Source organism: Syntrophomonas curvata (assembly GCF_052976825.1).
Genome location: NZ_CM129641.1, coordinates 2036009 through 2048218, shown reverse-complemented (window position 1 = coordinate 2048218; position 12210 = coordinate 2036009). Strand labels below are relative to the sequence as shown.

The 12210-nt window shown below is 45.0% G+C and carries 10 protein-coding genes and 1 tRNA gene; 3 read left to right on the top strand and 8 right to left on the bottom strand.

Annotated features, from left to right (window positions below; translation table 11 throughout):
* Positions 1–200: 200 nt before the first annotated feature.
* Positions 201–935 (bottom strand): polysaccharide deacetylase family sporulation protein PdaB, encoded by a 735-nt coding sequence (gene pdaB / locus ACU70B_RS09120; RefSeq protein ID WP_447183248.1) that lies wholly within the window; start codon positions 933–935, stop codon positions 201–203.
* Between the two features lie 58 nt (positions 936–993).
* Positions 994–1746 (bottom strand): polysaccharide deacetylase family protein, encoded by a 753-nt coding sequence (locus ACU70B_RS09115; RefSeq protein WP_447183247.1) that lies wholly within the window; start codon positions 1744–1746, stop codon positions 994–996.
* A 256-nt stretch (positions 1747–2002) separates the two neighbouring features.
* On the opposite strand from ACU70B_RS09115, the gene ACU70B_RS09110 reads away from it, so the two are divergent.
* Positions 2003–2077, top strand: a tRNA-Val gene (locus tag ACU70B_RS09110).
* A gap of 514 nt (positions 2078–2591) precedes the next feature.
* Here the strand turns inward: ACU70B_RS09110 and ACU70B_RS09105 are convergent.
* The 4 genes from ACU70B_RS09105 to ACU70B_RS09090 all read right to left on the bottom strand — a co-directional run bounded on the left by ACU70B_RS09105 (position 2592) and on the right by ACU70B_RS09090 (position 6218).
* Entirely contained in the window at positions 2592–3308 is a 717-nt protein-coding gene (locus ACU70B_RS09105) for a 4Fe-4S double cluster binding domain-containing protein (protein ID WP_447183246.1), read from the bottom strand.
* A gap of 72 nt (positions 3309–3380) precedes the next feature.
* A complete protein-coding gene (locus ACU70B_RS09100) occupies positions 3381–4454 on the bottom strand; it encodes a sugar ABC transporter substrate-binding protein (protein ID WP_447183245.1) in 1074 nt (357 codons plus the stop codon).
* Position 4455: 1 nt separating this feature from the next.
* Positions 4456–5442: an ABC transporter permease gene (locus tag ACU70B_RS09095; RefSeq protein ID WP_447183244.1), complete on the bottom strand. Its 987-nt coding sequence runs from the start codon at positions 5440–5442 to the stop codon at positions 4456–4458.
* Positions 5443–5459: 17 nt separating this feature from the next.
* Positions 5460–6218, bottom strand: a complete 759-nt coding sequence (locus tag ACU70B_RS09090) for an ATP-binding cassette domain-containing protein (protein ID WP_447183243.1) — start codon at positions 6216–6218, stop codon at positions 5460–5462.
* Between the two features lie 171 nt (positions 6219–6389).
* Here ACU70B_RS09090 and ACU70B_RS09085 point away from each other — a divergent pair, with 171 nt between their 5' ends.
* Positions 6390–7190, top strand: coding sequence for a pseudouridine-5'-phosphate glycosidase (locus tag ACU70B_RS09085; protein WP_447183242.1), 801 nt, complete (start codon positions 6390–6392; stop codon positions 7188–7190).
* A 206-nt stretch (positions 7191–7396) separates the two neighbouring features.
* On the opposite strand, the gene ACU70B_RS09080 is transcribed toward ACU70B_RS09085, so the two are convergent.
* Positions 7397–8719, bottom strand: coding sequence for a hemolysin family protein (locus tag ACU70B_RS09080; RefSeq protein WP_447183241.1), 1323 nt, complete (start codon positions 8717–8719; stop codon positions 7397–7399).
* 501 nt (positions 8720–9220) lie between these two features.
* On the opposite strand from ACU70B_RS09080, the gene ACU70B_RS09075 reads away from it, so the two are divergent.
* Positions 9221–10669: a metallophosphoesterase family protein gene (locus ACU70B_RS09075; RefSeq protein ID WP_447183240.1), complete on the top strand. Its 1449-nt coding sequence runs from the start codon at positions 9221–9223 to the stop codon at positions 10667–10669.
* Between the two features lie 78 nt (positions 10670–10747).
* Here ACU70B_RS09075 and ACU70B_RS09070 read toward each other — a convergent pair whose 3' ends face one another.
* Complete coding sequence (locus tag ACU70B_RS09070) at positions 10748–11977, bottom strand: thiolase family protein (RefSeq protein ID WP_447183239.1); 1230 nt, start codon at positions 11975–11977, stop codon at positions 10748–10750.
* Positions 11978–12210: the final 233 nt, after the last annotated feature.

The following is a 12210-nucleotide window of genomic DNA, read 5'->3' as shown; positions in this document are numbered from 1 at the left end:
AATAGAGTACTACCAAGTACATTTTTAAAATATAATAGTATCTCAGAAGGAGGTGATACGGTGGATAAGAAGCTGATTGACCAAATCCTCAAAGATATCGGCCTCGAGCATATCGAGGAAGGTAATGAGGGCAAAGACGACAACGAATAAAAAGAAGCCATTTAAGTGGAGTCCTTAAATGGCTTCTTTATTTTATATCCTTATTTCTTTTCTTTCTCAGCCTCTTTAAGCAATTCGGAAACGGTTACGAATGTGTACCCCTGTTGCTTGAGGTTTTTAATCACTGCCGGCAGAGCTTCATGGGTCTGCTTGCAGGTGTCGCTGGCATGCATCAGGATAATATCTCCCGGGTGGGCGCGTTTGCTGACCCTCTCGATAATAGTGCTGATTCCCGGATTCATCCAATCCAGGGAATCTGTACTCCACTGTATAGCTTCGTAATTGCACTCGTGAATGCCTTCAATTACCTGTTCGTTATAATCGCCGTTCGGTGTCCTGATGAGCTTGGCATCAACTGCAGTCACTTCTTTGATATTCTTGTGGGCCTTCATCACTTCTTCTTTAACCTCGGTCTTACTGAGATTGCTCAAATTGATATGGCGGTAGCCGTGACTGCCGATTTCATGCCCGTCTTTTTTAATCCGCTGGGCTATTTCAGGGTATTGCTTAACCCAGGGACCGGACAGAAAAAAGGTGCATTTTACCTTGTTTTCCTTAAGGATTTCAATTACCGGCATCGGGGTCTTGTTCCCCCAGCTTATGTCAAAGGTTAATGCTACCATCTTTTTATCGGTAGGGACTTCATAAATCGGCTTGACCCGGTGATATGCCTGCACATACACTACACTGCTGGCCAGTACCACCAGAGCTACTATCCCGATTAGGATAAGTTTAGCCCTGGCTGGCAGTTCATAAAAACCGAAAACTTTCGGCATAATAAACAGACCCCCTATTACGCTTTTTTACATTTTTATGGTAGCCGGCGTTTCTTTATTACTGGTTTTCCAATTTAATTAATTCACTCATAGTTACAAAACTATAACCTTCTTCCTGCAAGCGTGAAATTATCATATCAGTAGCCTTGGCGGTTTGTATCCCGTTGGGGCAACCGTCGTGGAGAATAATAATCTGCCCGGGGCTGATATTTCTTATTACATGCCTGGCTATGGCGGTTGCCTTTACCCCATTACGCCAATCTTTACTGTCCTGTTGGTAGGTCCAGTAAGCTATCGTCATTTTCCTCTCTTTAGTCATCGCCACCAGGTCATAGGATAGATATCCCCCGGGTGGACGCAATAAACGAGGAGTCTGTCCGGTGATATTTTTAATGATAATTCTGGTTTTATCTATCTCTTCAAGCTGAGCCTTTTTTTTTATCTTATTGAAATTGGGATGACTGTAACTGTGATTGCCAATTTCGTGACCTTCGGCAGCTATCCTTCGCAGAATTGCCGGATTGGCTTCCGCTTTTTTACCCATCACAAAAAAGGTAGCCTGAGCCTGATGATTTTTTAGTACATCCAGCACCATCGGAGTAAACTGGGGATCAGGACCATCGTCAAAGGTAAGGGCGACCATCTTTTTTTCGGTTTTGACCTTGTCTACTACTATTTTTTCTTTTTTCCAGTTATCCATATTAGGGTGTACAGCAAAGGCGTAAGTGCGCAGCATAAACATAATCACAAGCAGGAAAGAGAGCAAGTAAAAAACTGCGGTTCGCTTGCGCATCAATATTATGAATGTCATAGCTGATCCATCCCTTTAGTTTTAACCTATCTATATTTAATCCATGATAGAACTATGCCTATATGACGAGACAGCCGCAAGGGTGAGAGGAAGGGGAAGGTTGACAGAGCTAAGTTAAAGACTGCTTCTTTGACGCGAAAGGCGCCATCGGACATTTTTAAGGCAATATTATAGTGCCATGCTAAAAACGTCCTGCCGGTCTCCCGTCCCCTATTGATTTCTGGTAATGGTAGGGTTATAATAAATATCGTCTAATGGGCCGTTAACTCAGTGGGAGAGTGCTTCCTTGACGCGGAAGAAGTCATAAGTTCGAATCTTATACGGCCCACCATTATAGTATTTTAGAAGCCCGAATCACCGGGCTTTTTTCTATTTAAAGAATTTTAAGAGGCTAACGTCGGTAAAATAAAAATCCCAATATATCCGCATGTATCTGTTTGTTTGGGTACAGGTGGGGTACAAAAATAACGGGTAAAAAGATCGCTGTAATTGGGATAGAATAGATTGCCTGTTTCCTGCAGAAAAGAGAAGGCTTCTGGGAGAGAGCCGAAGACATAAGTAGGGGGTTCTTGGATTGGAATGGAATTTAAATGCGCATATCATAAAACTAAGTCATAACGCGGAAAGATAGGAAAGAATAGGAGCGTAAGCCTTACGTTCCCAGACAGCTTGAAACCCTTTTGGGCATTCTCCGAAAACGACGCCGAGGCAATGGAGAGAATTTCGATCATCTTTACCACCTATAACAGCGAAGGGCCGGGAAGTGGAAACGCTGGCCGCCTTTATTTTGCAGTAGCAAGGCAAGCCAGCGGCTAAAAGAGTTGCAGATAATAATCCCACCCAATCTATCTTCTGGTCTTTCCGAATGGGCACACGGCCACGCACAGTCCACATACGCTGCGTTCTATCTCGATTCCCCATTCTCTTTTTCTGCTTTGCATATAATGGTAACATTTAATTGGGTCTAACCGGTTGCAGTCAGCTTCATTTTCATCAAATTCACGACCTTTTATTGCTCCTGCCGGGCATGATTTAATGCAAATATCACAAGACCTGCAACCTGATTCTATCTGTTTTCCGGCAGCTAGCGGAGCATCGGTGAGAATTGTAGCAAGGCGCACCCGCGGCCCTTCCTGCTTGGTCAAAAACAGACCGCTTTTCCCAATCCAACCTAGACCGGCTGCTCTTGCTACTAATTTGTGAGATACAAGTCCGGCAAGATGATCTGGGTATACTCCATAGGAAGCGGGTACGGGATATGCTCTCCAACCGGTCCGTTCCAAATAATTGGCAATTTTGACGGCGCCGGTGTTTTGTAAATAATCAACGGCATAATAATTATAATTAAGAAATGACAGAATTTTATCTGGCTGTTGATCTGCTATAGCATCAACAACTGCGTTTGAAAGTCTTATAACCAATGATATTGCCCTGGGAAATTGTTGAATGAAGCTGCCGCAGACCTCCTGCATGTACCAGTGATAGGGCTGGAGATCTGCAAAACCACAATAATCCCAGCCATGATTTAAAGCCATATTTTTAATTTGTTCTTCTAACTTCATGTTTAATTATCCTTGTTTCTTATGAATAACAGAAAAACGGCTGCCTCTTTAACAGCCGCTTTTCCAAAAACTTTAGTGCCAGTTTTCATACTCTTGAATATTCTCCTTGGTTACGACAGCCAGCGGACTATTAACTTGTTCGGGGACATCCATTCCTTGAATTGTCTTTAAAGCTAGGAGAATTCCGGCCTTAGCATATGCATCCATGGAATAAGCAATACTTCCATCAAGTTTGGCTGCCTTAATGGCTTCTTTTGCTTCATTGGTAAAATCAACTCCAAATACGATGCGGCCATCTCTTTTTCCGGCAGCGGTCAGGGCGTCTGTTGCTGCCAAAGCCATTACATCGTTACAGCAAAAGATGCCTTTGATATCTGGGTTTGACTGTAACAGGTTGGTTGTTATATTGTATGCCGTATTTCTATCCCAATTGGCAGGCTGAATTGATACCAGCTTAATACCGGGTGTTTTTTCAAAAACTTCCCTGGCGCCTTTGGTTCTTCCTTCGCTCTGACCTGCACCGGGAATGCCTTGTATAATGGCTACCTCGCCGCCGGCCTGGCCTGCTTTTTCAACAATATATTGGGCAGCCTTTCTTCCTTGTTCTTCAAAATCAACCGTGATGCGACCATCGAGTTTTCCGCCGGCCTCAGTTACTGCGCCGACATCTATTCCGGGCCCCAGGTTAACTATTTCTATTCCTTTTTTGTTCGCTGCGATTACACCGGGTACCAGATTGAACGGCTCGATAGGTGATACGATAAGACCTTTATAATCTTTTGCTACCATAGCTTGCAGTGTTTCCAACTGAGATTTGGTATCGCCTTCGGTGGGTGCCGCCATTACTTCAACAGTAACTCCCAGTTCCTTAGCCGCCCTTTCGTAAGACTCCTTGAGGGAAACCCAATAAGGATTGGCCAGAGTTATAACCAGTATGCCGATTTTTTCACCTTGCTTAAGCTGGGGTAAAGGTTGCAATTGTTCCATAAGAATTTTTTCATTCTCAACTACCTTGGCATCGTCTCCAGGTGGCATTGAAGAGTTTACTTTATTTTTTGTATTTTCTGCTTGATTCCCGCACCCGACAACAGACAACATAAGGATACCAATAAGAATAATAGCTGCTAGCTGTTTACCTTTTTTCATGTTAAACCTCCTCAAAGATATTTTTACGATCAGGTTTATTTCTAAGACGCAGTTCAGATATGATTATTGCTACCAGAATAATGACGCCAATGGCGAGCTGCTGGTAATAGGATGGTATGTTTAAAATGGTCAGACCATTGCGCAACATTCCTAACAATACGCAAGCCATTACGGTCCCGCTGATGCTCCCCCTACCTCCCTTCATGTCCGTACCACCCAGCACGACTGCGGCAATAGCGTCAAGTTCGAACATCCAACCGGCCAGCGGCTCAGCCGTATTTAAACGCGCGGTGACAACCAATCCGCCAATTGCAGCCGTAAAACCGGAAATGCCATATACAATAGTTTTATATGTCTTATGAGCTACTCCGGAACGCCTCAGAGCTTCTTCATTCCCTCCCAGTGCCAAGGTATAACAGCCTAATTTGGTTCCGCTTAAAATCAAAGTACCTGTTATATATGCAAGTAAAGCTATTAGCATGGGCGGATTTGCCGGTCCTATATGGCCGCTGCCCCACCAAGTAAATGTTGCGGGAAATCCGTAGATGGGGATACCGTTGGTAAGAATTAAAGCTATCCCTCTGGTAACAGACATGGCTGCCAGGGTGACAATGAAAGGACTGAGATTTAATCTGGAAATCAACAGCCCGTTACACAGGCCGACAAAAACACCGGAAGCGATACCCGAAAGAACCGACAGTTCAACTGGTAATCCGGCATGCAATGCTAATGCCATACAAACGCCGCTCAATGCAGTTACGGCTCCAACCGACAAATCAATTCCACCTGTGGCGATAATAAAAGTCATCCCTACGGAGATAATTATGAGCAGCGCACTTTGATCAAGGATATTTCGCCAATTGTCCCACGTCATGAAGAAGGGTGATGCCTGACTCAACAAGTATGCTGTAAGAATCAAGACAAATGAGAGTAGAATCTGGGAAAAATGTTCGTTCCAATTAATTGTCGTCAGCTTAATTTTCTTCATTATGCTTAAACTCCTGTTTAGTATCTGTCTTTTGCTGTTACTCCCATAATGAGTTCCACTATTTGTTGAGGTTGATAATCCTGCGTCTGACATATGGCAGATACTTGCCCATGACGTAACACACAAATACGGTCGGATATTTCAAATACATGATGCAGATTGTGACTTATTACCACAACGGCCATGCCGTCGCGGGCTAATTTTTGCATAAGTCCGATTACTTTGGTTGATTCCTGAACGCCCATGGCTGCTGTCGGCTCATCAAATATGATGACGTTTCCTCCCTGGATAATGGCCTTGGCTACCGCAACTCCCTGCCTTTGTCCACCTGACAGAAGCCCTACCGGTGTTTTCAGTGAAGGAATATTAATCTGCAAATTGTTAAGAACATATTCTGCTTCCTTTTCCATTTTCTTGCGGTTGATAAAGAACCCAGCAATTACCGGTTCCCTCCCCAAGAACATATTGCTCACGACATCCCGGCAGTCGACCAGCGCCAGATCCTGATAAACTGTAGAGATTCCAAGCCTAATGGCCCTAATTGGTGATAAGTACCGATATTCTTTCGCACCGACAATGATCTTACCGGAATCAGCCGCAACTGCCCCGGCCAGTATTTTTATCAGGGTACTTTTGCCAGCCCCGTTGTCACCTACAATCGCTAATATTTCACCCGCATAAATATCCAGATTTACATCAAGCAAAGCGTTTATTTTCCCATAAGATTTGCTCAAGTGAGAGATTGAAACGACCGGATTTTGAACTTTACTGCACATACGCTACTCTTCCTAATTCTCTTCCTAATGAATTATAATAGATAACAATATATTATACTAAGTCTAACGTTGTATAATATTAGGGATTATAGTCTATTTTGTTTTTGGCGTCAACGGTTATAATTTTCAATTGATTATGCGTACACGTAGGTATTGATGAGGAGGATTTAGATGTATATGACTGACTCTAAAAAATATGTTGTTGAAAGTGCTCTTCTGGGTCAGGGACTTATTTCGATAAGCAATAATCAAATAATTAAGGTTTGGCCAGAGGATGCAATGATAATCTGGCTGCAAAGCGGCAAAATTGCCATTGGCTGCGCAGATGCTTTTCTGCATGCCCGAGAAGGCATTAAAGACTGGCAAAGGTTGGATGGAATAACCCTGCATGAAGGTTTGAGAGCAGGAGCAAACGCTTTTCTTACAGCCTCCGCTACAATGACGCTGGCGCATGAATTAGGCTATCCTGTTGCTGTAACGGCAGGAATGGGAGGTATTGGTGATATAAAAGCAGAACGGCTTTGCAATGATTTGCCCGTACTAGCCGGAACGGAAATTACTCTGGTGGCAACATCCCCCAAAGACATGCTGGATATACCTGCTACAATTGAATGGCTTCATGATAAAGGGGTAAAAACCTACGGAATAAACACTGGATTTTGTGATGGTTATGTTTTTATCGGACAGAGAACGAAACTATCTAAAACCTTGGATATTAAAGAAGCTGGCCGCCTGCAAACCGGCAATAATCTAGTATTAAACCCTATTCCGCACGACAGAAGACTCACTGATACCGGTTTTCTAAAAGAAGCTGTTGCTGCAGGAAAGCAGGCTGAAGATGATGGACAGCACTACCATCCTGCCGCCAATAAACGTTTGGATGAATTAAGTTTAGGATGGTCTTCAAAGATACAACTGGATTCGCTGGTTGCGAATATTGAAACTGCAAGGAGAATTGCTGCAAATTTATAAACGGGAGCATATCATAAACCGTGTAAATTAAATAATTTTCCCTCATATGGTAATGCGCTTTTACTCATGTACAGGACAGCGCAACGCAGAGGTGCGACTCGAGCGGTGCACGAGGTTTGGCGAAGCTAAATCCTGACTACATGTCCAGACCGGCTTTACCATGGCGAGCTTACCAATCCGAGAAGCGCTCTCCTAGGAACGCTTCTCTAAACTGGCTGAGCCAGACATACAACGGCTGCTTCCAGACGGTGCCCCTTAATTTCGGTAACTTTAATATTCAGACCGCATTCTTCCAGTTCAGGCATGCTTCCATCTTCGGGGACGGTTCCCAGCAAGCCGAAAATAAAGCCTCCAAAGGTTTCGTATTCGTTGTCCGGTAAGCTTACTCCCAGTTGTTGGGCTATTAATTCCAGCGGAGCTGCCCCTTGTATTTTCCATGTGTGGGAATCAATCTGTTCGATTAGCGGCATCTCAAGAGGCATAGTATCGTCGTCTTCCAGATCTCCGACCAATTGTTCCAGCAGGTCGTTCATGGTAATGATGCCGTTCATTCCTCCGTATTCATCTAAGACAATGGCAAAATGTTGTCTGGTATTTTTCATGTTTTGGAACAATACGTCGGTGCGCACTGTTTCCGGCACGAAGTATGCAGGCCGTACGGCCGTTTCTAAAATATTCTCGATGGTTTTGTCTTTAACTCCTAAATAATCCTTGACTTTCAGAACCCCGATGATGTGGTCGGGGCTCTCATCGCATATCGGGTAAACCGAATGTCTGCTTTCGATAATAGTCTTTTCCCATTGTTCCACATCATCATCAAGCCAAAGTACCGAGACTGCCAATCTATGGGTCATGATTTCTTCAGCAGTTTTGTCGTCGAATTCAAATATATTTTGGATCATATACTTTTCGCTATGGCTTATTGCTCCCTTTTCACTGCCTGCGTCAACCATCATGCGTATCTCTTCCTCGGTAATCTCCTCATCGTTTTCGTCCGGATCAATGCCCAGCAGGCGCAGTATGCCGTTGGTTGATACGGTTAACAGCCATACGATGGGATTGAATATCCGGGAAACGCCGTAAATCAGACCTGACATAGCCAGTGCCAGTTTTTCAGAATACCTCATGGCCATTCTTTTAGGAACCAGTTCTCCCAAGACCAGGGTGAAATATGATAGAACTAAAGTTATCAGTATCACGGAAATGGTGTCAAGGGTAGCATACGGGATTTTAACGCCGATATAAACGAACCAATCAGCCAGCTTGTCGGAAAAATTATCGGCAGCAAAGGCACTGGCCAGAAAACCGGCCAAGGTGATACCCACTTGAATGGTAGAAAGGAAACGCGCCGGCTGTTCGGTGAGTTGGGCCAGCTTGACGGCGCGCTTATCCTGGGCTGCGACAAGTTTAGCCAGCTTGTTGTCGTTCATTGATATTATCGCAATTTCGGCACATGCAAACACAGCGTTAATAAAAATTAACACGAGCTGCAAGAGTAACGGCAATATCAAAGGGTTAATTTCGGTCATTGATTAGCCCCCTAATCAGGTAGTAATAAAGCAACGAACGATGATGTATAAATCGTAAGCTCTTTATCGGGGTTACGATTGTTGTGCACTACAGTAAAAAAACGACACGCAAACTCACCGGATAAAATATATCCGAATCCGAGCTTACGTGTCGCGATATTTGCCAATCTATTTTTTAAAAGACTTCGGTCAGGTACAGGTGAGTCATCCAATTGATCAAAACTCTCCCATCATTTTTAAAAACAATACAATATCCGAAGCGTAAAAGTCAACAGTTGACCGGGGAAAGGGAAAAAGTCAAAAAACAGCCTGTCAAGGCACAGAGTATGATCCGACCGCCATGCTGAATGCAAAGAATCAGTCAAATCATAGTTGCTTCGTGTTATACTGGTAGTGAGCCAGAACATCCAACCTCTACATATTAAAATGAATGTGAAACATGCCTTTTATTATATTTTGAAAAGTACCAGGGAACGAGACTTCTGTGGGGAGGAATTTCTGGTGCAGCTGACTGAGAAAACAGAGCTGAATGTACGTATATTATTTTTCCTCAAAATATCTGCTGCTCTTCTTACCGGCTTGGTTGGGGCCATGCTTGCGGTCTGGCTTTTCGGAGCCAGTACAGTTGAAGTTGAAGGCATTGAATTTAAAGTTGGTCTGGCCCCGGCCAGAACCGGTTTGACCGAAGTGCGTTTTCCTCCTTTCGGAGTAGTTGAAGCCAGGACTCATCAGGGACCGGTTAAACTAATAATCAACCTCGAGCAGATAAGCAGTGACAGCTTTAAAGCCCATTTGGACAACCCCCCTGATCAGGAAAGAATTGTTCGGCAACTGCAGGATACGGCCCGGGATAGAATAACCGCTTTCGCCCTGCGTCAAATAGCGGTGGCGTTTTTGGGTGCGTTCATATTGGTGCTCCTTGTCTGGCGTCCCGGTCTTATAAAGTTACTGTTATACCCGGCGGTATCAACCCTGGTCCTGTTATTAATCTTGTCCGGAGTATTTCGTTCTTACGACATTAAGGCTTTCCACGAGCCTGAGTATAAAGGGGTTCTCAGCATGGCTCCGGCGGCGGTCAAATTCGCTACTGATTCACTCACCGATTTGCAGCAGATTAGAACCCATACCCGGCAGATTGTATCCAATTTAGGGCAGCTCTTTGCCAGCGCCGATAGCCTGATGACCATGGCTGATCCAGAAGAACAGGGTAAAGTGGTGAAAGTCTTGCTGGTCAGTGACCTGCATTCCAATCCGGTGGGGATTGAACTAACTAAAAGCCTGGCAACCCGTTTTAGGGTAGACTTCCTCATAAATGCCGGTGACCTTACTGATATGGGATCAAAACTTGAAGCCGGAACTGCCGAGGGTCTCGCATCATTGGGAATACCGCAGTTATTTGCAGGGGGAAACCATGATAGCCCTGAAATAATGGATTTTATGGCCCAACTCCCCGGGAGCCATATTCTGGATGGTGGCATGATCACGGTGAAAGGGGTTAAAGTACTGGGTTTTTCCGACCCGCTTTCAGCAGTGCCGGATGTACAGTATAGCAGCAAAGAAGAAGAGGAGGAGGCCTTCAGCCGGCAGGTAACCAGGGCGTATGAGGCTGTGGCGACCCAGGGGCGGCCTGATATACTGGTAGTTCATGATTCCAAACTGGGCCAAAGGCTGGTTAAGCTGGCAGGCCTTGTTGTTGCCGGTCATGACCATCGCCTGAGAGTAGAGCAAGGAGCGGGTTGGGTTTTCGTTAATCCGGGAACTACAGGGGCTTCAGGCTTAAGGGGTCTCTATTCGGAAAAGGGGATCTCCTATTCGGCAACCATTGCCTATATTTTACCTGATCACGGCTTACTGGCAGTGGATATGATAAAATATAATCCGGTATCGAGGCAGTTTTCCCTGGAGAGAAAGCTCTTAAACACCAGACCGGATATAAGGGAAGGCCAATAGATACAGATAAAGAATAAAAAAACCCGGAAGATAAAACCACCTTCCGGGTTAAATATTAAAGAGCAGGATAAAGGATTATTATATATCCCGGGTCCACAGTGACGCCATGGCGGGGCCGCCGCCAACGCACAGTGATGCGCCGCCCACTGTTTTGCCCAGTCTTTCCAATTCATAATAAAGGCTGACGATGATGCGCAATCCCGTGCACCCTACCGGATGGCCCAGGGCAATTCCAGAGCCATTGTTATTGATGTTGCCGTCCCGGTTTAAATCGCCCATATCCAGTTCGATACCGAGATCATCTTTTATCTTTTTCCTTACCCCAATGACTTGCGGAGCAAAAGCCTCGTTGATTTCCCAATAATCAACATCATCATAAACCATGTTTGCCATCTTCAGAGCTTTGGGTATTGCCACCGCTGGACCCAGACCCATGAGTGCAGGCTCTACACCTTCGGTACAAATAGAAACAAGTTTCATCAGTGGCTTGATGCCCAGCTCATCGGCTTTCTTTTTGGTCATCAGTATGGCTGCGGCAGAAGCATCATTCATACCGGAAGCATTGGCAGCAGTAACGACCCCGTTTTTTTTGAAGGCCGGAGGCAGTTGCGACATCTTCTCCAGACTGGCTCCCCGTATAGGATGTTCATCGGTATCAAATACGGTGACCCCTTTCCTGGTCTTTATCTCCATGGGAACGATTTCCCGTTTGAAACGGCCCTCGTCAATTGCTCTTACTGCCCGTACATGACTTGTCAGTGCCAGCTCATCACATTCTTCGCGGGTTATACCGTAAAGTTCAGCTATATTTTCAGCGGTTCCGCCCATATGGCTGCCGGCCAGTTTGCAAAACAGACCATCTGACAATATTGGGTCGACAGCTTTGTTGTCACCCATCCTTGCCCCCCACCGCATGGCCGGAAGCATGTAGGGAGGTCTGCTCATACTTTCGGTTCCGGTTACCAGAGCGACTTCAGTATCACCAAGCATCAGCTTCATCGCGGCAATATCAACGGCACGCATGGCGGATGCACAGTTTTGACTTAGCATGGTTGCACCGGATCTTTTGTCCATGCCGATTTCCATAGCAACGATCCGTGGCGGAAGAGATCCGTTGCCATGGTGCATGCACAGGCCGGAGACGATTTCATCTACCATTGCCGGCTCTATACCAGCTCGTTTGATTGCCTCGCTGGCCACTGTTTTAGTCATCTCATTAGCCGGAACATCGAGAAGAGCTCCGCCGTATTTGCCTATCGCAGTTCTGCATGCACTTACTAGTACGACTTCATTAATTTCTCTCATCATCTCAAATACCTCCTTTTATTGGTTTTCCCCCTAGTCGTCTGAATTGTCTTCTCTCTAGAACACCCCCTGTAAAGCTATTGCCAAAACTAATATGGAAGACCGTACCTGATTGGAGCAGGCAGGTTACCATGCAAATGAATAAATGATGGGATAATTTTTAACGGCTATGCTCTGCCGCAGTTAAAAATTCTGATGTGTTCCATAAATGCAATTAATATGCCAGGTGATTCGTT

Coding starts and splice junctions, on each gene's coding strand:
- ACU70B_RS09085 (WP_447183242.1), top strand. CDS start 6,390: ATGTATATGACTGACTCTAAAAAATATGTTGTTGAAAGTGCTCTTCTG.
- ACU70B_RS09115 (WP_447183247.1), bottom strand. CDS start 1,746: ATGACATTCATAATATTGATGCGCAAGCGAACCGCAGTTTTTTACTTG.
- ACU70B_RS09090 (WP_447183243.1), bottom strand. CDS start 6,218: ATGTGCAGTAAAGTTCAAAATCCGGTCGTTTCAATCTCTCACTTGAGC.
- pdaB (WP_447183248.1), bottom strand. CDS start 935: ATGCCGAAAGTTTTCGGTTTTTATGAACTGCCAGCCAGGGCTAAACTT.
- ACU70B_RS09105 (WP_447183246.1), bottom strand. CDS start 3,308: ATGAAGTTAGAAGAACAAATTAAAAATATGGCTTTAAATCATGGCTGG.
- ACU70B_RS09080 (WP_447183241.1), bottom strand. CDS start 8,719: ATGACCGAAATTAACCCTTTGATATTGCCGTTACTCTTGCAGCTCGTG.
- ACU70B_RS09100 (WP_447183245.1), bottom strand. CDS start 4,454: ATGAAAAAAGGTAAACAGCTAGCAGCTATTATTCTTATTGGTATCCTT.
- ACU70B_RS09070 (WP_447183239.1), bottom strand. CDS start 11,977: ATGATGAGAGAAATTAATGAAGTCGTACTAGTAAGTGCATGCAGAACT.
- ACU70B_RS09095 (WP_447183244.1), bottom strand. CDS start 5,442: ATGAAGAAAATTAAGCTGACGACAATTAATTGGAACGAACATTTTTCC.